The organism is Subtercola sp. Z020 (assembly GCF_002931235.1).
Taxonomy (GTDB): Bacteria; Actinomycetota; Actinomycetes; order Actinomycetales; family Microbacteriaceae; genus Subtercola.
In genome coordinates, this window is record NZ_PSTT01000117.1 from 1 (window position 1) to 21,670 (window position 21,670).

At 70.2% G+C, this 21,670-nt stretch carries 19 protein-coding genes; 12 read left to right on the forward strand and 7 right to left on the reverse strand.

Annotated elements, in window-relative coordinates:
• Together C5B96_RS14975 and C5B96_RS14980 are read right to left on the reverse strand one after the other, a co-directional pair.
• On the reverse strand, nucleotides 1-899 hold an 899-nt coding region (locus C5B96_RS14975), incomplete at its 3' end, for a hypothetical protein (RefSeq protein WP_104246161.1).
• 157 nt (nucleotides 900-1,056) lie between these two features.
• Complete coding sequence (locus C5B96_RS14980; RefSeq protein WP_233189233.1) at nucleotides 1,057-2,496, reverse strand: MFS transporter; 1,440 nt, start codon at nucleotides 2,494-2,496, stop codon at nucleotides 1,057-1,059.
• Between the two features lie 87 nt (nucleotides 2,497-2,583).
• Between C5B96_RS14980 and C5B96_RS14985 the strand changes: the two genes are divergently transcribed.
• The gene (locus C5B96_RS14985) at nucleotides 2,584-3,207 is read left to right on the forward strand and encodes a TetR/AcrR family transcriptional regulator (protein WP_104246162.1); all 624 of its coding nucleotides are present in this window, start codon (nucleotides 2,584-2,586) and stop codon (nucleotides 3,205-3,207) included.
• A 199-nt stretch (nucleotides 3,208-3,406) separates the two neighbouring features.
• Here the strand turns inward: C5B96_RS14985 and C5B96_RS14990 are convergent, their stop codons facing one another.
• From C5B96_RS14990 to C5B96_RS15000, 3 genes are all read right to left on the reverse strand, one after another.
• A complete protein-coding gene (locus tag C5B96_RS14990) occupies nucleotides 3,407-4,831 on the reverse strand; it encodes a choice-of-anchor G family protein (RefSeq protein WP_146078208.1) in 1,425 nt (474 codons plus the stop codon).
• A gap of 79 nt (nucleotides 4,832-4,910) precedes the next feature.
• Nucleotides 4,911-5,981 carry a DMT family transporter gene (locus C5B96_RS14995; RefSeq protein WP_104246164.1) on the reverse strand — a complete coding sequence of 357 codons (1,071 nt, stop codon included), beginning with the start codon at nucleotides 5,979-5,981 and terminating at the stop codon, nucleotides 4,911-4,913.
• 82 nt (nucleotides 5,982-6,063) lie between these two features.
• The gene (locus C5B96_RS15000; RefSeq protein ID WP_233189234.1) at nucleotides 6,064-6,945 is read right to left on the reverse strand and encodes a tryptophan-rich sensory protein; all 882 of its coding nucleotides are present in this window, start codon (nucleotides 6,943-6,945) and stop codon (nucleotides 6,064-6,066) included.
• 151 nt (nucleotides 6,946-7,096) lie between these two features.
• Between C5B96_RS15000 and C5B96_RS15005 the strand changes: the two genes are divergently transcribed.
• Together C5B96_RS15005 and C5B96_RS15010 are read left to right on the forward strand one after the other, a co-directional pair.
• Nucleotides 7,097-7,465, forward strand: coding sequence for a hypothetical protein (locus C5B96_RS15005; RefSeq protein WP_146078209.1), 369 nt, complete (start codon nucleotides 7,097-7,099; stop codon nucleotides 7,463-7,465).
• Between the two features lie 34 nt (nucleotides 7,466-7,499).
• A complete protein-coding gene (locus C5B96_RS15010) occupies nucleotides 7,500-8,066 on the forward strand; it encodes an HIRAN domain-containing protein (RefSeq protein WP_104246166.1) in 567 nt (188 codons plus the stop codon).
• Nucleotides 8,067-8,194: 128 nt separating this feature from the next.
• On the opposite strand, the gene C5B96_RS15015 is transcribed toward C5B96_RS15010, so the two are convergent.
• Complete coding sequence (locus C5B96_RS15015) at nucleotides 8,195-10,639, reverse strand: heavy metal translocating P-type ATPase (RefSeq protein ID WP_104246167.1); 2,445 nt, start codon at nucleotides 10,637-10,639, stop codon at nucleotides 8,195-8,197.
• A gap of 149 nt (nucleotides 10,640-10,788) precedes the next feature.
• Between C5B96_RS15015 and C5B96_RS15020 the strand changes: the two genes are divergently transcribed.
• The 4 genes from C5B96_RS15020 (at nucleotide 10,789) to C5B96_RS15035 (ending at nucleotide 15,480) form a co-directional block, all read left to right on the forward strand.
• Nucleotides 10,789-11,463, forward strand: coding sequence for a response regulator transcription factor (locus tag C5B96_RS15020; protein WP_104246168.1), 675 nt, complete (start codon nucleotides 10,789-10,791; stop codon nucleotides 11,461-11,463).
• Between the two features lie 10 nt (nucleotides 11,464-11,473).
• Nucleotides 11,474-13,369, forward strand: a complete 1,896-nt coding sequence (locus C5B96_RS15025) for a HAMP domain-containing sensor histidine kinase (protein WP_104246169.1) — start codon at nucleotides 11,474-11,476, stop codon at nucleotides 13,367-13,369.
• The gene (locus C5B96_RS15030; protein WP_158507201.1) at nucleotides 13,366-14,034 is read left to right on the forward strand and encodes a DedA family protein; all 669 of its coding nucleotides are present in this window, start codon (nucleotides 13,366-13,368) and stop codon (nucleotides 14,032-14,034) included. The genes C5B96_RS15025 and C5B96_RS15030 overlap by 4 nt, the downstream gene beginning before the upstream one ends.
• A 102-nt stretch (nucleotides 14,035-14,136) precedes the next feature.
• On the forward strand, nucleotides 14,137-15,480 hold the full coding sequence (locus C5B96_RS15035; RefSeq protein ID WP_104246171.1) for an aminotransferase class III-fold pyridoxal phosphate-dependent enzyme: 1,344 nt from the start codon (nucleotides 14,137-14,139) through the stop codon (nucleotides 15,478-15,480).
• 148 nt (nucleotides 15,481-15,628) lie between these two features.
• Here C5B96_RS15035 and C5B96_RS15040 read toward each other — a convergent pair whose 3' ends face one another.
• On the reverse strand, nucleotides 15,629-16,555 hold the full coding sequence (locus tag C5B96_RS15040; RefSeq protein ID WP_233189235.1) for a DeoR/GlpR family DNA-binding transcription regulator: 927 nt from the start codon (nucleotides 16,553-16,555) through the stop codon (nucleotides 15,629-15,631).
• A gap of 124 nt (nucleotides 16,556-16,679) precedes the next feature.
• On the opposite strand from C5B96_RS15040, the gene galT reads away from it, so the two are divergent.
• From galT to C5B96_RS15065, 5 genes are all read left to right on the forward strand, one after another.
• Nucleotides 16,680-17,858 carry a galactose-1-phosphate uridylyltransferase gene (galT, locus tag C5B96_RS15045; protein ID WP_104246172.1) on the forward strand — a complete coding sequence of 393 codons (1,179 nt, stop codon included), beginning with the start codon at nucleotides 16,680-16,682 and terminating at the stop codon, nucleotides 17,856-17,858.
• Between the two features lie 46 nt (nucleotides 17,859-17,904).
• A complete protein-coding gene (gene galK, locus C5B96_RS15050; protein ID WP_104246179.1) occupies nucleotides 17,905-19,089 on the forward strand; it encodes a galactokinase in 1,185 nt (394 codons plus the stop codon).
• Nucleotides 19,082-20,083, forward strand: a complete 1,002-nt coding sequence (locus C5B96_RS15055; RefSeq protein ID WP_104246173.1) for an aldose 1-epimerase family protein — start codon at nucleotides 19,082-19,084, stop codon at nucleotides 20,081-20,083. Before galK ends, C5B96_RS15055 begins: the two co-directional genes overlap by 8 nt.
• Nucleotides 20,080-21,072 carry a UDP-glucose 4-epimerase GalE gene (gene galE, locus C5B96_RS15060; RefSeq protein ID WP_104246174.1) on the forward strand — a complete coding sequence of 331 codons (993 nt, stop codon included), beginning with the start codon at nucleotides 20,080-20,082 and terminating at the stop codon, nucleotides 21,070-21,072. The genes C5B96_RS15055 and galE overlap by 4 nt, the downstream gene beginning before the upstream one ends.
• A gap of 93 nt (nucleotides 21,073-21,165) precedes the next feature.
• The gene (locus C5B96_RS15065; RefSeq protein ID WP_104246175.1) at nucleotides 21,166-21,639 is read left to right on the forward strand and encodes a hypothetical protein; all 474 of its coding nucleotides are present in this window, start codon (nucleotides 21,166-21,168) and stop codon (nucleotides 21,637-21,639) included.
• Nucleotides 21,640-21,670 lie beyond the last annotated feature (31 nt).

The window sequence follows — 21,670 nt, forward strand, 5'->3', positions numbered from 1 at the left end:
ATCCGCGGCTCGCTCCCCGTGCCGCCGAACCCGGTCGACCCGACGCCGATCGGCGTCGGGTCGACCGGGTTCGGCGGCACGGGGAGCGAGCCGCGGATCTGGTTCTGGGCCTGGCACTGGCTGGTGCAGTTGGTGGCGCCGGCCGACAGCTCGATGGCGTCTTCGCCGAGCACGCCGCCGAGGCGGCCGCCGGGCTGAACGAGCCACTTCGTGACGGTTCCGGTCTGCAGGGTCTTGGTCGCGACCTGCGGGCTGTCCTTGCCGAGCAGCATCTGGTGTGCGTTCGCGCCAGAGGTCACCGCATCGACGCCGTCGCCGAAGTTGACCTTGCCGGTGAACGTGTTGGTGAAGTAGAAGATCCCGGGCGCCAGGGTGTGCGTGAATTCGACCGGCCCGGCGAACTCGGTCTCCATCTGGAAGATGCCGCCCTGCGCGCCGTCTTTGGCCTGGATCTTGTATTTGCCGAGCGCCGTGCTGAAGATGACGACGAGCGTGTCGTCCTTCACCTCGAGCTGCTTGATCGTCGCGCCGGCCAGTTGCGCTGCCGTGAGCGTCGGCACCTTCGAGGCGAAGATCTTCGTCGGCTTCGTGACCATTCGCTGGGCATCCGGAGCGCCCGTCAGCGTGTAGTCGTACACGCCGAGGGTGGCGACGCGGATGTCGAAGCCGACGTTCACGCCGCGCACCGCGACGACGGCGCCAGGCTTGAGATCTTTCAGCTTGACGTCTTTGCCGGGGGCGGGGTTGTATGTGGTGCCGGCGACGGTGACCGCGAAGTCGCCACCGTTGGCGCTCGTCTTGGCCTGGGCGGGGGAGGCGAATGCGAGTGATGACGCGAGCACGGCGGCTGCGACGATCACCGCCTTGCCGATGGTGCGGCGGGTGCGGGTGGGTGCCATGAGAGGGCCTTCCGGTCGAGGGGTCTGCTGTGGTTCGACTCTCCCCTGTCGCAGTTGTCGCGACAATCAGACTTTGGTCGTAGTACCTCTGTCGCCCGGTCGGCCGAGCAGGCTCTGGATGCCCGTGGTCGCCGCCCCCGGGCATCCATTCGCCGTCTCAGCCGCGCGCGACCCGGCCCGACGGCAGCAGCAGCGCGAGCAGCGTCGCCAGCGCAAGCGCCGATGCCCCCACGAACACCGCCGGGATCGCGGCATCGACGTAACCGGTGGGCGTGAGTTGCCCGCCGGCGCCGGTGAAGACGGCGGTGAGCACGGCGATCCCGAGTGCGACACCCACCTCGCGGAGCGTCGAATTCGTGCCCGATGCCTTGGCCTGATCGGCCGACGCCATGTTGACGAGCACAGCCGACGACGACGGCGCGAAGACGAGCCCCATGCCGATGCCCGTGAGAAGGAACGGCCCGAGCATCGAGGCGTAGCTCGCATCGGCTGAGAGCACGCCGGCCAGCCAGAAGATTCCGCTCGCCTGCAGGGCCAGGCCCGCCACGATCAGCGCCCGGGTGCCGACCCGCGGTGTGATCAGCCCGGTCAGCGGCGCGACGACGAGCGGCGCCATCGTCCACGGGGTCGTCATCAGGCCCGCTTCGAGGGGGCTGTGGCCCTGAACGATCTGCAGGAACTGGATGAGGATGAAGACTGACCCGAAGATGCCGAAGCTGAACACAACGCCGACGATGTTCGCCACCGTGAAACTGCGGTCCCGGAACAGTCGCAGGGGCAGCAGGGGGGCGGATGTGCGGGACTCCCACACGACGAACGCCGCGAGCAGCAGCCCACCGACCGCAAGCGACCCGACGACCTCGACGCTCGACCAACCGGCGTCGTTGCCCCGGATGATGCCGTACACGACGCCGAGTACCCCGAGCCCCACGAGTGCCAGACCCAGGATGTCGGCGCGCAGCCGCGCGCCGAACGTGTTCGGCAGCGCAAGCAGCGCGAGCGGCACGGAGATGATGCCGATCGGAACGTTCAGCCAGAAGATCGCCTGCCAATCGAAACCTTCGATCACCGCCCCGCCGATCAGCGGGCCGAGGGCGACGCCGAGGCCGGAGACGCCGCCCCAGATGCCGATGGCGAGTGGACGGAGGCGCGTGCTGACCGAGCCGACGAGCAGCGTCAGCGAGAGCGGCATGAGGGCTGCCGCCCCGACGCCCTGGAAGGCACGGCCGACGATGAGCATCCACGAGTCGGTGCTGAGCGCCGAGAACACGGAGGCGACGGTGAAGAGGGCGATGCCGAAGACGAAGACCGTGCGACGGCCGAGGCGGTCGCCGACCGCTACGGCCATCAGCATGAAGGTCGCGAACGAGAGGGTGTACGCGTTCACGAACCACTGCAGCTCGCCGATCGAGGCGTTCAGATCGACGCGGATGACCGGCAGCGCGCTCGTCATGATGAGGTTGTCGAGCGTGGCCATGAACATCGGGAGGGAGGCGGCGATGACTGCGAGCCAGACCGGGATGCGGGGGCGGCTGCCTGCGGTGCGTGTCGGGGTCTCTGGATCGGGTCGTTTCTCGGCCAGGGTGGCAGCGGACACGGTGATCTCGATTCTGTTCGAGCCCGTCTACGAAGAAGTTATCGGGCGATAGGTAGAACGTTACCTATCGTCTGATAACCTGTCAATATGACGTCTTCACCTTCGCCCGCAACCCGGATGCGCGGAGAGGATCGGCGCGAGCTCCTCCTGCAGGCGGCCACGCAGGTGTTCGGCGACTACGGCTACGTCGGGGCGACGACCGCGCAGATCGCCCGGGCTGCAGGGGTCAGTCAGCCCTACGTCGTGCAGACGTTCGGAACGAAGGAGCAGCTGTTCCTGGCTGTGATCGACCGGGCTCTGCAGTCCCTGCTCGACGCGTTCGCCTCGGTGGTCGACAGCCCCGACCCGGGCGACGGGTCGACCCTCGCCGCCCGCCTCGGCGCGGCCTACGTCGACCAGCTCGACGACAGGGGCCTGCTGCTGTCTCTGATGCACGCCTTCGTGCTGGGCAAAGACCCCGTGATCGGCCCGATCGGTCGCGCCGGGTTTCTGAAGGTGTACCGGTACCTGCGGGATGCTGCGGGGTTCACGCCCGAGGAGGTGCGCTCGTTCCTCGCGGAGGGGATGCTCATCAACACGATGATCGGCTTGCGCATGACCGACGACTTCGATTCCGACGCCGACGCCCGCCAGCTGCTGGTCTGCTCGTTCGAGGGCAAGCTCGACCACGTGCGCGCGCTGGCGTCGGAGGGCGCGTCCGCCGTCCGCTGACGCGGCCGCCACCCGCCGTCGCTGAGCCGCCTGCCGGAGAGCGGCGCCATGGTGCCCGGGCGTTTGGTGGGAAAGCCGGGGCGCGGACGAGAGCGGCCCCCGCTCCTCGCGCGGGGCGGAGGGGCGGGGGCCGCCTCGCGTCGTTCCCGGTCGACGCGAGTCAGCGGTGGGCCTCACCGGGGGAGTGGGCCCCCCGGGCTCAGCTCTTCGTCGCCAGGCCGCGGTTGCGGCGGCGAGCCGTCAGGGCGAAGCCGGCGAAGCCCACGAGGAGGATCGCGAAGGCGAACCCGCCCCAGGGCAACAACTGCGATTCGGCCGAGATGCCGGTGTGCGCCAGCGTCGAGCCCGTTCCGCCGCCCGAACCGTCGCCGCCCGTTCCACCATTGCCACCGGCCCCGCCAGTGCCGGTCGTGGCCGTCGCGCTGGGTGACGGCTCGATGGAGGGCGGGCCGGCATTCGGGCCGACCGAGGCGCTCGCCAGGTTCACCGTTGCCAGCGAGCCGCGCGCCCCCAGCCCGACGCGGAGCGCCGTCTGAGTGAACGTGCCGTCGACGACCTCCTGGTGGTTCGCCACAACTTGCACGAGGCCCGTCAGTGCCAGCCCGAGGGCGCCTTGGAACGCACTGCCGAGCGAGGCGACGATCGGATCGACCACCGTACGCGCGCCCGAGATCACAAGTTCAGCCCCGGTGCGGGTCGGCCCCGTGGGGAGGTTGGCGACCGCTGTGGCTGCCGATGTGAGGAATCCGCTCGTCAGCGCTGTGATCTTCTGCGACGCCGCGAGGGGGATGTACTGCATCAGGTCGGTGTCGGCGGGGAGGTTGTTGAGGTCGGCGCCGAGCCCGGCCGCCTGCAGGTCGGCGGCCGTCAGAGTGAGCGTGAAGTCGGCCGCGAACGGGTCGACCAGACCGGTGACCCCGGCGAGCTGGAGTGTGCTGATCAACGACTCCAGCGCCGGCCGGATCGTGGAAACGGGGCCCGTGACGAGCGTGCCCCCGACCGTGACGGTGAAGTCGGCCAGACCGTATTGCCCCGACTGGGCCTTGGCCGTCGTCTGCTGGGCAGACGCGGCGAGAACTCCGAGATCGGCCTTCACGGTGACCGCGTCGACCCCGCCGAGCAGTGCGGCTGTGCCCACCGCTATCTCTGCGCTGCTGCCGGCTGTCGGTGTGCCGATGCTGGAGCTCGGCGTCACGGCTCCTGTGCCGACGCCCACCAGGCTGGGTGCGGCGCTGACCGTTCCCGAGAAGGCCGCAGACGAGCCGTCGTTGTTCGCCCGCGCGTACTGGCCGACGGCTCCGAGCTGCACGATACCGGCGTTACCGAACACCGGCGCGTTGGCGGGCCCGGCCATCAGCGTGAGCAGCCCATTCACGGCGGAAGCGTCGAGCGGTGTGTCGACCACGACGTCGCCGTTTGCGGCCGTGTTGACTGCGTTCGCGCCCTTCAGTGTGAGCAGAGAGTCGAGCACGGCGCTGCTGAGCAGCGACCCGCTGAGCAGGCGACCGTTCGCCTGCGAGACGATCGGCTGGGCGGTTGCGGCAGAGGGTGCTGCCAGCGCCAGCACTGTTCCCAGCGCGACTGTTGCGGCGAGCATCCCATGCCCGCGGTGTGTTCTCTTCAAGGTGGATCCTCCGTCAGGTGCCCCACGTGCGGGGTCGAAACGAAGGCTAGCGCAAATCGACGACGTTAATGAATAATTCTCATGACAGATTCGGAACCGAACGAGGAGGTCGACGACCGATGGTCAGAATGAGAATGCCCGCGACGAGAAGCAGGAGCCCGACCACGATGGCGGCGGTGAACTGCTCGTGCAGCAGGAGAACGCCGAGCACGGTGGCGGTGAGCGGCTCGACCAGGGTGAGCGTCGCGGCCCGCGAGGCCGGTAGGCGGCGAAGCCCGCGAGCGAACAGGGTGTAGGCGAGAGCGACGGTGACCACGGCGAGCCACGCGGTGCTGAGCAGGCCGCCGGGTCGGCTGAGCCACGCGAGGTCTGACGTCAGAAGCACGGGGGTCATGATCAGAGCGGCCGCGCCGAAGGTCGCGCCCATGGCGGCGGTCGGCGCCCAGCCGCGGTCGAGCAGGAGCTTGCTGCTCAGCGCGTAGACGGCGTACGAGGCGCCGGCACCGAGCGATCCGAGGAGGCCCGCGACAGTGACGGTTCCGCGACCATCACCGCCACCCGGCGCGAACACGCCCGAGAGCACCGCGACGCCCAGGGCAGCCACGACCGTGGCGACCGCCCAGCGGATCCCCGGTGCACGCCTCCGCACGCCCCATTCGAGCAGCCCGGTCAGCACCGGTGCAGAGCCGAGCGCGACCAGGGTGCCGACGGCGACGCCGTTCTGCTGGGTGCCGGTGAAGAAGCTGGGCTGGTAGGCGGCGACGCCGATCGCTCCGACGGCCACGAGCGCGAGGGAAGACGGGCGGATGCGCGCCCGGCCGAGGGAAGACGGGCGGATGCGCCCCCGGCGGTGGTCGGGGCGGAGGGTGGCGCGGCGCGCGTCACGCGAACTCGCTGGCCGACCATCGCGCCGACCGTCGCGCTGAGCGCTGGCGGAAGGCGCGGCGTCGACACGCAGGGCGACGAGCGCGATCACCGCGAGCAGGGCGCCACCGAAGACGATTCGGGCGGCACCGAGCGCGAAAGCGCTCGCATCAGGAGCCCCGAGCGACTGTGCCGTGCCGGTGGTGCCGAAGCAGACCGCCGCTCCGACTACGAGCAGCGCTGCGGCGGTGCCCCGCCGACTCGACGATCGGCTCGGGCTGGTCACCCGTCGATTGTGGCACAGGCGCCGGATCCCGGCGGAGTCGCCAGATCAGGGCACCGACGTCAGCGGCCGCGAGGCGCCGGCGTCAGCGCCCGCGAGCCTCCGTCGACGCGCCCGCGCCCCCGCGCCCCCGCGCGGCGACCACCCGTGCCACGAGCGTCGCGACCACCACGGCAGCGGCCGCCACCAGGGCCGCCGAAGCGACCGGACGCGACTGCAGTGCCCCCGAGACGCGCGAAACGTCGATCCACACCAGCCCCCAGGCCAGCGACAGCATCGGGGCGAGGCTCCCGCCGCTCCAGACGGCCACGAGCACGCCGACGACCCCGGCCACCGCGACGATCGCGATGCCCCAGGCCTCGGGCGACCATCCGAAGCCCGTAAAGCCCGCGAACTGCAGGTACGACGTGAGATTCGCGGCCGTCGCCACGCTGACCCAGCCGAGGTAGAGCCCGACGGTGCCGTCGACCAGCAGCGTGCCGACGAGGGACCGGCGCCCGAGTCCGCGGCTCGCGATCGTGCGCGCGTACGTCCAGCAGAGGGCGACGAGCAGCAGCACGATCACGACGGCGCTCAGGGCGAGCAGCCCCGCCTGAACGCTGAGGATCCATGCCGCGTTCATGATGAGGGTGAGCAGGATCGGATACCCGAGATGGCGCTGGCGGGCATCCGTTCGCTGTGCCGGCAGCAACTGCGAGACGGCGTAACCGACGAGGCCGAGGTAGATGACGCTCCAGATCGCGAAGGCGCCGCCGGCCGGTGCGAGCAGGGTGGCATCGGCGCTCAGCGCACCGCCCGCCGCCTCGGCGATCGGGGTACCGCCCGCCGCTCCCGAGCCCACGAAGGCCCCCACCACCGCGATCACCGCGCCGACGGCCACCAGAACCTGCCGCAGCCGGTCTCTGTGGGGGGCGTCGGATGCTCGTTCCGCCGCAGCGGAACCGAGACGTAGCTCGTGTGAAGACATCGGGGCCCTCTTTCCTGTCGTTCCGCGTGCGCCTGGTGCGCGTTCTTTCCGTTCGAGACCATTGTGCTCGCCGCCGGCCCCGGATGCTGAGGGTTGCACCGACGTCTCGCAAGGGCGTGCCCGGCCCGGTATCGCTGTGGGAAGATGAGTCATGGCTGAAAACGGTGAACAGAACGCCCCCGTCATGGCGGGAAGCGACGACGCGACGAATGAGCAGAAGAGCGTCGGAATCATCGCGCAGACCCGGCAGGATCACGCCGGGCAGGGCCTCGCCTTCGTGCTGAGCAATCTCCGTGAGCGGTTCGAGCAGGCCCAGGTCGAGATCGACGATGTCAGTCTGGCGCGCATCGCCCACGAGATCTCCGATATGAACGGTACGACCGACAACAGCGGGTCGGCCGACGATGCGTCAGGCGCTGCCGATGCCGACTCACCGGAGGCTGAAGCCGAGGGCGCGGCCGCCGACGACTCGCTCGCCGTCGACGTCGCCTCCGACAGCGCCGAGCGCACCGACAGGTAGCTCCCCGACGGAGCCCGGCGACCGAAGCAGTGCGATGCTGAGTCCTGCGACGTGGCCCGGATGGGTGCGCGGCGCCCTGCTGGCAGCGGGGGTGTTCGCCGTGTTCGTGCCCTACATCGGCTGGCTGCTCGCGCTCGCGTTGGTCGGGGCTGCGGTCGTGTCGTTCCGGGCCTCGGCTGCGGTGCGGCGGGAGGCTGCCGAGTTCCGCTCCGAGCTCGCCGACGTGCAGGTGCTGGCGGCTCAGCCGGTGCGTTCGATCGAGGTCGAGGTCGAGCATCCCTTCGAGGTGTATGCGACCGACTTCCACCAGGAGGGCATCTCGGCCGTCGTCGAAAGCCGCCTGGCGCTGGCCGAGCCGGACGAGCCCCTGTTCGCCTCGCTCGAGCTGGAACCGAACAACCCGTTCGACTCGGATGCGGTGCGCGTCGAGCTGCTCGCCTTCTTCGGCTCGCACAAGGTCGGCTATCTGCCGCCCGGTCTCAGCCGGGCGTGGGCGGCGGAGATCCGCCCGCACATCCTCGACGCGGAGCAGGTGGTGGTGCCGGCCACCATCCTCGGGTCGGGGTCGCGCTCAGACCCGTGGCGCGTGCGGTTGGGCTGAGAGCCTCACGGGTAGCGCCGGGTCCCGGCGGCAGGGGCCGCGGCATCCTGCAGCCGACCCTGCAGGCAGATGCCGCGGCATCCTGCAGCCTGCTCGGCCCTACGCGACGGCTACCGGATGCCGCGGACTCAGCCGCGCGCCTTCGCCAGCCGGGCGGGGTCGAGGTCGACCCGCCGCAGCAGCTGGGCGTTCGCCGCGACGATGATTGTCGACACCGACATCAGGATCGCCCCGACCGCCGGCGACAGCACGAACCCGACCGGAGCCAGCACTCCGGCCGCGAGCGGCACCGAGAGCAGGTTGTAGCCCGCGCCCCACACCAGGTTCTGGATCATCTTGCGGTAGCTGGCCCTCGAGAGTTCGATGACCGAGAGCACCGCGCGAGGGTCGCTGCCGGCCAGCACCACGCCCGCCGATTCGATCGCCACGTCGGTTCCGCCGCCGATCGCGATTCCCACATCGGCCCGTGCCAGCGCCGGAGCATCGTTCACCCCGTCGCCCACCATGGCGACCCTCCTTCCGCGAGCCTGAAGCTCGGCGACCTTCGAGTCCTTGTCCTCCGGCAGCACCTCGGAGAAGACCTCGTCGATGCCGAGCCGGGCAGCGACCGCGTTCGCGACCGTGTGTGAGTCGCCGGTGATCATCGCGACGGTGACCCCGCGGGCGTGCAGGGCGTCGACGGCCTCGCGCGACTCGGGGCGGATGCCGTCTTCGAGCGCGAGGGCGCCGAGCACGTCACCGTTCCGCAGCACGTGCAGCACGGTCGCGCCGCGCTCGGACCACGCGGACGTCGCCGCCGCGATGCTCGCGGGCACCCTCGCGCCCGCCGCGCGCAGCATCGCCGGCCCGCCGACGCTCACGGTCGCGCCGTCGACGACGCCCTGCACCCCCTGCCCCGTCACCGACCGCACCTCCTGCGCCACGAACCGCGCCGCGCCATCCGCCCCCGCGCCGCCCAATCGACTCGGCGAAATCTGTCGGTCGTCAGCGCCCATGGCGACAGTTTTCGACGAGTCGATTGACGAGGGCGAGGCGGGTGCGGGTGCGGGTGTGGCGGGTGCGGCGGCGGCGCGCACGATGGCGCGGGCGAGTGGATGCTCGCCGTCCGCTTCCAGCGCGGCCGCGAGGGCGAGCAACCCGGCTTGCGACAGGTGCGCGTCGCCCTCGGCTGCGTGCGCGGCATCCACATCCGCGGCACCTGCGTGCGCGGCATCGGCGTGCGCGGCATCTGCGTGCGCGGGTGCCACGACCGCGACATCCGTCACGGCCGGGCGGCCCTCGGTGAGCGTGCCCGTCTTGTCGAACAGCACCACGTCGACCGTGCGCATGCGCTCGAGCGCGAGCCGGTTCTTCACCAGCACCCCGGCGCGGGCGGCGCGCTCGGTCGAGATCGCGATCACCAGCGGAATCGCCAGCCCCAGCGCGTGCGGGCACGCGATCACGAGAACGGTCACCGTGCGCGTCACGGCGTCATCGAGGTTGCCGACGAGCGACCAGACGACGAAGGTGACGATGCCGGCGCCCGCCGCGTAATAGAAGAGGAGCGCCGCAGCCCGGTCGGCCAGCGCCTGGGCGCGCGACGACGAATTCTGCGCATCTGCGACGAGGCGCTGGATGCCCGCCAGCGCGGTGTCGTCGCCGATCGCCGTGACGCGCACCCTCAGCGCGTTGTCGGTGGCGACGGTTCCGGCGACGACGCGGTCACCCGGTTCGCGCCGTACGGCTGCTGACTCTCCGGTGATCATGGATTCATCCACCGCGGCCACGCCCGAGGCCACGACTCCGTCGGCCGGAACGCGGGCGCCCGATCGCACGAGCACGGTGTCGCCGGTACGGAGCTCGCTGACCGGCACTTCTTCGGGCGGGGAGGAGGAGTCGCCCGGGGCGACCCGCTCTGCGGTGTCGGGGAGCAGGGCGGCGAGCGCATCCAGAGCCCCGGAGGCAGCGCCGAGCGCACGCATCTCGACCCAGTGCCCGAGCAGCATGATGACCACGAGGAGCGCGAGTTCCCACCAGAAGTCGAGGTCGAAGGAGCCGAGGCGCAGGGTCGTGATCCACGAGGCCACGAAGGCGACGGTGATCGCCATCGCGATGAGCAGCATCATGCCGGGGCGGCGGGAGCGGAGTTCGGCGAGGCCGCCGGTGAGGAACGGGGCGCCGCCGTAGAAGAAGATGATCGTGCCGAGGGCGGGGGAGATGAGGGCGGCGCCGGGGAAGTCGGGCACCCGGTAGCCGAGCAGGGAGGCGAACATCGAGCTGAAAATGACGGTCGGGATGGCGAGCACGAGGGTGGCCCAGAACTTGGTGCGGAACTGGGCGGCATGGTCGCCGTGGCCGTGGCCGTGGCCGTGGCCGCCGTGGCCGGCGTGGTCGCCGTGCGCATGGTCGTCGTGGCCGGCGTGGTCGTGCCCGCCCTGGCTGACGTCGTGGCCGGTGTGGGCGCTGTGCCCGTGCGCGACCTCGTCCAGCGCCATTTCCTCGTGGCCGAGTGCCTCGTCGCCGCCGGGGTGCTCGGCGGCGCGGCCAGGGTGGCCGGCGTGGTGCTCGTGATCGTGCTCCTGCGGTGTGGTCATGATCGCCCTTCGACACCATCAGCATACCCCTGGGGGGTATTCATGTCCTCCCCAATCTGGGAACCGGTGTGACTTTCCACATCTTTCGGGCGGCAGAATCGCCGTTCCCTGAGAGCGTGCCAGCATAATCAAAACGGAAGGGGTGATTCGTGAGACTGCTGATTGTCGAAGACGAAGACGAAATGGGGCGGCTGCTGGCCAAGGGCCTCACGGCCGAGGGCTACGAGGTCGACCGCGTGTCGAACGGCATCGACGGCCTCATCTCGGTGGGTGCGACCCCGTATTCAGCTGCGATCGTCGACGTCATGCTGCCCGGCATGTCCGGGTTCGAGTTCTGCCGTCACATGCGCGAGCAGAACTCCCCGGTGCCGATCCTGCTGCTGACCGCCCGCGACGATGTCGACGACCGGGTGAAGGGTCTCGACGCGGGTGCCGACGACTACCTCACCAAACCGTTCGCGTTCGTCGAGCTGACCGCGCGCATCCGGGCACTGCTCCGGCGGGAGAGCGTCGGCCCACCCCTCTCCCTCACCGTCGGCTCGCTCGTGGTCGACAGCCACACCCGCAAAGCGATCGTCGGTACCGTCACTCTCTCGCTCAGCCCGAAGGAGTTCGATCTCCTGCGTCTGCTCGCCAGCCGGCCGGGCGCGATTCTGAGCCGCACAGAGATCCTCGACGAAGTGTGGGGCCGCACCGAGCACATCGACGCCAATGTCGTCGACCAGTACGTGAGCTACCTGCGGCGAAAGATCGACCCGCTCGGTTCCACCGTGTCGATCGCCACCCGGCGAGGCATCGGCTACGGTCTCGAGGTGGCCGAGTGAGTCGTCGCCCGTGAGGTGGCCGCGGCGACTGTCGATCCGCGTTCGACTGACCGCCGGCACGCTGATCATCGCCGCGGTGTTCTTCGCGGGAACCGCAGTCGTCGTGCACCGGCAGGTCGAGTCGATCCTCCGCAGCTCCTCGGTGATGCTGCTGCAGGGTGACGCAGCCCAGTACCAGCAGGAGATCTCCGACGGCCGCACCTCGAACCTCGACACCCCGGCGCAGGGCCAGCTCGTCGCGGTCATCGATCCCGCCGGGAAGGTGATGCAGTCCTCTCTGCCCGGCGAGCTCGAGCCGCAGCTGCCGACCCTCGCCGCCGGCGGCACGGCGGTGCAAGACGTGCGCACGCCGGCAGCGCAGTACCTCGTGCTCGCGCGCCCCGTGACCACGAACGAAGGTGTCTGGCAGGTCGTCACCGCACGCAACGAAGCGGCATCGAAGCTCTCGCTCGACAACCTGACGCGGGCGCTGCTCTGGGGCCTCGTCATTCTCACTCTGCTCTTCGGCGTCGGGTCGTGGCTGCTGGCGTCTGCGGCGCTGCGGCCGGTGACGGCGATGCGCCGCACGGCCGAGCGGCTGCGCGGCAGCTCCTCGGTCGAACTGCTCCCGGTCGGCCCGGCGCACGACGAGCTCTACTACCTGGCGACCACGCTGAACGAGCTGATCGGGCAGCTGCGCGCCTCGGCCGATCGCGAGAAGCAGCTGGTCTCCGACGCGAGCCACGAACTGCGCACGCCCCTCGCCATTCTGCAGACCCAACTCGAACTGGCTCACCTCAGCACCGGAGACCCGGCCGCGCTGCTCGGCGAGATCGAGTCCGCCGAACGCACGGTGCAGCGGCTCTCCGCGCTCGCGGCGAGCCTGCTCGAACTGACGCGCATCGAGGGAATGACGTCGCACGAGGCCACCGGCTACGCCGAGCTGGCCGACGAGCTGGTGGATGCGATCGACAGGGCCAGGCTGCTCAGCAGCGATTCCGACGTGGTCGTCGACTACGAGATCGTCGACGCGGGGCTGCTGCCGGGCGTGGCTGCGCTGTCAGGCGTAGCTGTGGTGCCGGGCGCGGCCGGGATGCCGGGCGTTGCGGCGTCGCCGGGCACGCCCGCGATGTCGGGTGCGTCCGCGATGTCGGGTGCGGCCGCAACGTCGGGCGCGGCCGCAGTGTCGGGCGGGGTCGCGGAGTCGACGGGGTCCACACTGCCGGTGGCTTCCCCGCCTCGGACGACACCGTCGGGCGACCCGGCACCGCAGAGCATCGTCGAGCCGCCGGGTGATGCGGCGCCCGCAGTGGCGTCGGTTCGCGATGAGGCCTACGACCTGTCCCGCCGGAGCTTCGGGCGCGTCATCGACAACCTGCTCGGCAACGCGGTCGTGGCCGTCTCGAGTGTTCCGGCGCCCGGGCGTCGCGGCGAGGCCGATTCGTTGGGCGTGGGCGGGCGCGAGCGGGATGCGTCGATCGAGCGGGATGCCGCGGGCACTGCTGCGGTGGTGCGTGATGCGACGCTCGCGCGGGATGCCGCGGGCACCGTGCGCGCGACGCTCCGCCGGGGGCCCGACGCCGTCACGCTCGAGATCACCGACACCGGCCCCGGAATGTCGCCCGACTTCATCCCGCTCGCGTTCGACCGCTTCGCCCGGGAAGACGAGTCGCGCGGCGGGAGCCGCCCCGGCTCCCGAGGCGCAGGCCTGGGGCTCTCGATCGTACAGGCGCTCGTCAGCTCGGCCGGGGGCACTGTTACGATGACGAACAGGCGGCCACGGGGGCTGAGTGTCGTCGTCACGATTCCGTCGTCGACCGGAACGCCCGCCGCAGCGGGATCGCCCCCGGCGACGGTGTCCCACCCCGCGAACCACTCCCGCCCCGCACCTCCGCCCGCCGCATCCAGTCAGGACAACACCGCGTGACCCTCCCCTCGACCCTGGCGGTGCTCGGCGCCATCAATCCGATCGACCCAAACACGGTCATCCAGACCGCCGGGCCCTGGGCCCTCGTCGTGGTGTGCGCAATCATCTTCGCCGAGACCGGCCTGCTGATCGGCTTCGTGCTTCCCGGCGACACGCTCCTCTTCTTCACCGGGCTGCTGACCTACACCGGGGTGATTCCGGCGCCGCTCTGGCTCGTGCTGCTCTCCATCTCGGTGGCGGCGGTGCTCGGCGACCAACTCGGCTATCTGATCGGCTACCGAACCGGGCCGCGCATCTTCGAGCGAAAGAGTTCCGGTATCTTCAGCACGAAGAGCGTCGAGCGCACGCAGGCGTTCTTCACGAAGTACGGCGGTCTCGCGGTCATTCTCGCCCGGTTCATCGCCGTGGTGCGCACTTTTGCGCCGGTCGCGGCGGGCGTCGGCAAGATGCACTACTCGAAGTTCCTCCTCTACAACGCGATCGGCGGCGTCGCGTGGACCTTCCTGATCGTGCTGCTCGGCTTCTTTCTCGGGCACATTCCCGGTGTCGCCGACGTCGTGACGCAGTACATCGACGTGGTGATCGGCGGCATCCTGGTCATCACCCTGGTCTCGATCCTCGTTTCCGTTCTGCGCGCCCGCCGGGCAAACCGCACGCAGGGTTGAGCCGAACCGCGCCGAGGGCTGAGCCGAGCCGCGCCGAGCGCTGAGCCGCACCGCGCCGAGGGCTGAGCCGAACCCCGGCCGCACACGATCTAAGCTCGAAGCATGGCCTCCTCACCCTTCACCGTCTCCCAAGAACGCAAGATCGTCACCGAGCTCCCCGGTCCGAAGTCGAAGGAGATGCACGCCCGCCGCCTGAAGACGGTCTCGCGCGGCGCCGGCACCCTCGCCGACATCTACATGGACCACGGGTCGGGCGCCATCCTGGTCGACGTCGACGGCAACCAGATCATCGATCTCGGCTGCGGAATCGGTGTCACCACCATCGGCCATGCCCATCCGGCGATCGCGGCCGCGGCGAGTGCGCAGGCGAACAAGCTGACCCACACGCTCTTCACCGTCACCCCCTACGAGAACTACCTGCTCGTCGCCGAGAAGCTCGCCGAGATCACCCCCGGCGACTTCGAGAAGCACTCGATCCTCGTGAACTCGGGCGCAGAGGCCGTCGAGAACGCCGTCAAGATCGCCCGCAAGTACACCGGTCGCCGCGCGATCGCCGCACTCGACCACGCCTTCCACGGCCGCACGAACCTCACCATGGCGATGACCTACCGCCCCTGGCCCGAGCGCGCCGGCATGGGCCCGTTCCCCGGCGAGATCTACAGCGTTCCGACGAGCTACCCGTTCCGCGACCCCGAGGGAATGACGGGTGTCGAGGCCGCCGAGCGCACGATCGACTACATCACCACGCACATCGGCGCGACTGAGCTCGCGGCCCTCTTCGTCGAGCCGATCCAGGGCGACGGCGGCATCGTCATTCCGGCGGAGGGCTTCTTCGAGACCCTCAGCGCCTTCTGCACCGAGAACGGCATCGTCTTCGTCTCCGACGAGATCCAGGCCGGCATCGCCCGGTCGGGTGCCTGGTACGCGATCGAGCACCACAACGTCGTGCCCGACCTGGTCACGAGCGCGAAGGGCATCGCCGGCGGCTTCCCGCTCGCGGCGGTCACCGGCCGTGCCGAGATCATGGATGCCGTGCAGCCCGGTGGCATCGGCGGCACGTTCGGCGGCAACCCGGTGAGTACCGCAGCAGCGCTCGCGGTCTTCGACCTCATCGAGAGCGAGAACCTGATCGAGGAGGCGAAGCGCGTCGAGCGCGCCTTCTTCGCCCGCATCGGCGACTGGGCCGAACGGTTCTCGGTCGTCGGCGAGGTGCGCGGCAAGGGCGCCATGTTCGGCGTCGAGCTCGTGCATCCCGGCACCACGAAGCCGAACCCCGAGGCGCTCTCGGCGGTCATCGCGCACGCGACATCGAACGGCGTGATCGTTCTGGATGCGGGCAGCTGGGACAGTGTGCTGCGCTTCCTGCCGAGCGTCGTCATCAGCGAGGAACTGATCGACGACGCCGCCACCGTGATCGAGCAGGCCCTGCAGGCGCTCGAGCCCTAGCCCGCCCCGCTCGCGCCGGCCCCGCCGCACCCCCGAGCTATGGCGAGACCGACAGTCCCGGGCGAGACCGACAGCTCTGCGTGACGGTCTCGCCCGCAAGTGACGGTCTCGCAGGCTGATGCGGGTGCGGCTGCGGGTGCGGCTGCAGCTAGAAGCAGGCGGCGGTGGCGGGGTCGGTGATGACGAGCAGGCCCGCCCGGTCGAGGGCGTCAGCCAGCGCATCCAGCGCGGCATCCCGCCCCGGAGCGGCGAGAGCGGTGAGAGCGGCGACCGCGGCGACCGCATCCCGCCCTGGCGCGGGCGTGGCGGTGACGGGCGCCGGCCCCGTCACCAGCGCATCGAACTCCGCCAGCGCCCCGACCGTGCCGAGGTGCACCTGGCCGAGTTTGCTGCGGTCGGCGACGACCACCGACCGGCTCGCCGATTCGAGCATCACCCGCTTCACCTGGGCCTCGGGCAGGTTCACGTTCGTGACGCCGAACGCGCCGTCGACCCCGTTGCACCCGATGAACGCGAGGTCGGCGTGCAGTCCGCGCAGCATCGACGACGCCAGCGGTTCGACGAGCGAGTGCTGCTGCGGCCTCAGCGTTCCGCCCGAGACGATCACGGTGAGCCCGCCGGCGACGACACCGGGTTCCAGCGCCAGGGCGATGCTGAGCCCGTTCGTGATCACCACCACATCGGCGAGCTCGCCCCGCGCGACCCGGGCGACGAGCGACTCGGCGACGGCGAGCGCGGTGGATCCGACATCCAGCAGCACACTCTGCCCGGTCTGCACGAGCATCGCGGCGAGTAGGCCGATGGTCGCCTTCTCGTCTGCCGAGGCGCCGATGGCCTGCTCGAACGTCGGTTCTGCGCGCAGGTGGCGGCTCCGGATGACCGCTCCGCCGTGCACGCGCCGGATGGCCTTCTGGCGGTCGAGTTCATCGAGGTCGGCGCGCACCGTCACGTCGCTCACGCCGAAGGTCTCGCCGAGTTCGCCCACCCGGGCGAAACCATGGTCGTCGATGAGGGCGAGCATCCGTTCCCTGCGGAGCGCGGCGGGAAGCTGCTGATCGTTCTCGGAGTCGGCCACGGCTCCATCGTCGCGACTGCACCCCGTCTTGTCAATAAGAAAGCAACCAGAAGCGAAGACAAGTCGTGCCCGGATCGGGTAGCGTGAGCGGTACCCCACAGCTTGTGTATTCGAAAGAGACCTCATGCCCTCCCTTCCCGCTGGTTCAAGCGAAGACCTCTCGCTCGTCGACGGCAGACCGATCGTGAAGCGACCGCACACTCTCGCCGACGGCCGTGAGCTGATCTACTACGACGACGCCGACACGAAGCTCGCACCCGAACGCCTGCCCGACGAGCGTGTGCTCGACGCGCGCCCGCCGACCGCGACGATGCGTCAAGACGTTCTGACGGGCGAGTGGATCTCCATCGCCGCGGCCCGCAACAACCGGGTCTTCCTGCCGCCGGCCAACCTCGACCCGCTCGCCCCGCAGGCGCCCGACAACCCCTCGGAGGTGCCGAGCCGGTACGACGTCGCGGTCTTCGAGAACCGGTCGCCCTCCTTCGGGCCGGCGCTGCTCGAGCCCGGCGAGACGCCGGTGCCCGAAGACTCGGCGATCGGCCTCGGCCGGTCGCGCGCCTCCATCGGCCGGTGCGAGGTGGTCTGCTTCAGCCCTGAGCGCGAGGGATCGTTCGGGTCGCTGCCGACCTCACGTGCCCGCACCGTGATCGAGGCGTGGGCCCACCGAACGGCCGTGCTGAGCGGGATGCCGGGCATCGAGCAGGTGTTCCCGTTCGAGAACCGGGGCGAGCAGGTGGGGGTCACTCTGCACCATCCGCATGGCCAGATCTACTCCTACCCGTTCATCACGCCCCGAACCCAGCGCCTGATCGCCTCGATCGACAGCTACGGGCCAGCGCTGTTCGCCGACATCCTGGCGAGCGAACAGGCCGGTGACCGCATGATCGTGCGGGGCGAACACTGGAGCGCCTTCGTTCCGTTCGCCGCCCGCTGGCCGATCGAAGTGCACATCCTGCCCCACCGGCAGCTGCCGGATCTCGCCGCCACGACCTCCGACGAGCGCGACGAGCTCGCGGTGCTGTATCCCCGGGTGCTGCGCGCGCTCGACGGGCTCTACCCGACGCCCACACCGTACATCGCCGGCTGGCACCAGGCCCCTGTGCATTCGCATCGCGACGACATCCGGCTCATGCTGCAGATCACGTCGCCACGGAGGGCGGCCGACCGGTTGAAGTTCCTCGCCGGGTCGGAGTCGGCCATGGGTGCGTTCATCGGCGATGTTCCGCCCGAGACGACGGCCGAGAACCTGCGGGCCAGCTACGAACGCGAGATCGCAAGCGAGGAGACACTGACGAATGAGTGAGAACGACACGGTCGGCGCCGCGGCGCCCGACCCGGCTCTCTTCGAGATGCTGGCCGAGGAGTTCGAGGCTCGCCACGGCAGCCAGCCACTCGGCTTCTGGTCGGCGCCCGGCCGGGTCAACCTGATCGGCGAGCACACCGACTACAACCAGGGCTTCGTGCTGCCGTTCGCCATCGACCGGCGCGCGGTGGTGGCGCTCGGTGCGGCTCCGGATGCCCGCCCGACCGCGCGCGTGTCGTCGACGTTCTCCGCCGAGATCGTCGAGATCGCGCTCGACGATCTCGCCCCCGACGCCCTCGACGGCTGGTCGGCCTACCCCCTCGGAGTCGCGTGGGCGCTCGCCGAACGCGCGAGCGCGGCCGCAGCCGCGGCATCCGGAACCCGCACCGACCTCCCCGGGTTCACCCTGCACATCCACTCGGCCGTGCCGATCGGCGCCGGGCTCAGTTCCTCGGCCGCCATCGAATGCGCCACTGCGGTCGCCCTGAACGAGTTCTGGCAGCTCGGCCTCACGCCGAAAGAGCTGGCGCGCGTCGGCCAGATCGCCGAGAACCAGGCGGTCGGGGCCCCCACCGGCATCATGGACCAGAGTGCCTCCATGCTCGGTCGCAGCGATGCGGCGGTCTTTCTCGACTGCCGCAGCATGCAGACCGAGAGCGTTCCGCTCGGTCTCGGCGCAGAGGGGCTCGAGGTGCTGGTCATCGACACCCGGGTGAGCCACGATCACGCCACCGGCGGGTACGCTGCCCGCCGCGCCTCGTGCGAACTCGCTGCGGCCACGATGGGCGTCGAATCGCTGCGCGACCTGGCGCCCGCCGACCTGCCGCGCATGCAGGAGGAGCTCGACGACGAGACGTTCCGCCGCGCGCGGCACATCGTCACCGAGAACGACCGCGTCGAAGAGACCGTTCGGCGGCTCGAGACGAGCGGGCCGCGGGCGATCGGCGACCTGCTCGACGCCTCGCACGTCTCGATGCGCGACGACTTCGAGATCTCGGTTCCCGAACTCGACCTCGCCGTCGAGGTCTCCCAGGCGAACGGCGCGATCGGCGCTCGCATGACCGGCGGCGGCTTCGGCGGATCAGCGCTCGCCCTCGTTCCGCACGCAGCGAGGCCCGCGCTCAAGGCCGCTATTCTGAAAGCCTTCGCCGAGCAGCACTTCCGCCGGCCAGACCTGTTCGTCGTGCAGCCCTCGGCGGGCGCGACCATGGAAGGCCAGACCCGTGACTGACCACGACTACCCCACCGGCGAGCAGTTCGACCTCGTCTGGCCCGAGAACGGTACGCCCCGCGCGCACGCCGTCGTCACTGAGATCGGTGCGATGCTGCGTGTTCTCGAGTTCGACGGCGTTCCCGTCGTGCACGGTTTCGAGAAGGAGGTCGCGCCGCTCTTCTGCGCCGGCTGGATGCTCGCACCCTGGCCGAACCGGGTTCGCGACGGGCGCTGGAACGACGCAGGCATCGAGCGGCAGTTGCCGCTCACGGAGCCCGAGCGCGGCAACGCGCTGCACGGCTTTCTCTTCGCCCTGCACCACACGGTGGTGCGCCGAACGGAGTCGTCGATCACGCTGCGGGCCAGCATCCAGCCCACCGACGGCTACCCGTTCGCCCTCACCGTCGACACCGCCTTCGAGCTCGGCCAGAACACCCTCACCGTGACGCACACGCTCGCGAACGTGGGGGAGCGGCCGGCGCCTGCCGCGCTCGGCGCGCATCCGTACTTCCGCATCGGCGACGTGCCGATTCCCGACCTGGTCGTCACCGTCGACGCGGCGACGCGGGTGACGGTGGATGATCGGCTGAACCCGACGGGCACCGCGCCGGTCGAGGGCACCCCGTACGACCTCCGCGGCGGCGTGCGGGTCGGCGATCTCGACCTCGACACCGCGTACCTCGACCTGGCGCCGGCGGCCGATGGGCGCTACGTGCACACGATCGAGGCTCCGGATGCCCGCCGCATCGAGCTCTGGGGTGACGCGAACTACAGCCAGGCCCAGGTCTTCACGACGCAGATCTTCCCGACCTCGAGCGGGCCCGGCTGGGGAGTGACGGTCGAACCGACCACCGCGGCGCCCGATGCGCTGAACACGGGCGAGCTGCGCACGATCGATCCCGGTGAGAGCTGGACGGCGTCGTGGGGCGTCACGTTCGTGCCCGGCCCCGTATCCGCCCTCGCATTCGACTCTGCATCCGATTCTGCATCCGACTCTGAGGAGACCGCATGACCTGGCTTGTGACCGGCGGCGCCGGCTACATCGGTTCGCACGTCGCCCGCGCCTTTCTCGCGGCGGGCATCGACGTGGTCGTGATCGACGACCTCTCGAGCGGACAGGCGGGGTTCGTACCGGCCGGCGCGACGCTCGAGCAGGGCACCCTCGTCGACCGCGGCTTCATCGACGGAGTGTTCGAGCGGCAGGCCGCCGCCGGGCATCCGGTGACCGGGGTCGTGCACCTCGCGGGGTACAAGTACGCCGGGGTGTCTGTGCAGCGCCCCCTGCACACCTACACGCAGAACGTGACCGCCACGGTCAACCTGCTCGAAGCGATGCAGGCGGCGGATGTCTCGGCGATCGTCTTCTCGTCGAGCGCTGCCGTCTACGGCAACACCCCGGCCGAGTTCGTGACCGAGCAGACGGCCACCTCGCCCGAGTCGCCCTACGGCGAGACGAAGCTGATCGGCGAGTGGCTGATCGCCGACCAGGCCGTCGCCACCGCGCTCCGGCACACGAGCCTCCGTTACTTCAACGTGGTCGGCTCGGCCACCCCCGAGGTGAGCGACACCAGCCCGCACAACCTCTTCCCGCTGGTCTTCCGGGCGCTGCAGGCGGGCCAGGCGCCGAAGATCTTCGGCGACACCTACCCGACCCCCGACGGCACCTGCGTGCGCGACTATGTGCACGTGGCGGATGTCGCGGCCGCCCACGTCGCGGCCGCGCAGAAGCTCGAGGCGGGCATCCCGCTCGAACCCGCCTACAACCTCGGCAGCGGCTCGGGTGTCTCGGTGCGCGAGATCATGACGTCGATGGCCGCGGTGACCGGGATCGCGTTCACCCCTGAGGTGCTGCCGGCGCGGCCCGGCGACCCGGCGCGCATCGTGGCGTCGGGTGAGCGTGCCGCCCGCGATATCGGCTGGGCACCCGCCCACACCCTCGACGAGATGATCGCGTCGGCCTGGGAGGCGGCCCGCGCCGCCGGCTCGCCCCAGCCTGCCTGAGGCGCACAGCCGCGTCACCGACCTGCCTCGCGATCTGCTGAGCGATTGTCAGGTCGCCTTGCTTAACTGAGAATTTGTCAGTACATTCGGCGCATGAAGAAATACATTCGTGCACTCATTTCTGCACCTCTTGTCTCCGCGACCATCCTCGCGGGGGCACTCGTCCCCCAGGCCGCCCATGCCGACGACGGCACTCTCTCCGAGTACAAATGGGACTCCTCCAGTGGGTACGTCGACTTCGCTCCGGGTGAGTTCTGGGTGCAGTCACGCACCGACAGCTCGCAGCTGGTGTTCCAGACCGACGGCAACCTGGTTCTCTACTCGGCCTCGGGCCGAGCTCTCTGGCATTCCCAGACCTACGGCCGGGGGGCGGCGAAGCTCAGCCTGCAGAGCGACGGCAACGTCGTCGTCTACCGCGCCAACAACACGCCCCTCTGGTCGTCCGGCGTGAGTCGCGCGGTTCCCGGCGGCACCTGGGAGCTGGTGCTTCTCGGCACCGGAGCCGCTCCCACGATCAACGAGCGCAACCGCCTCACGGGCACCCGGGACTTCTGGCGCATCCCGTAGCCCCGCACTGCCGCGAAGGGACCCATATCGT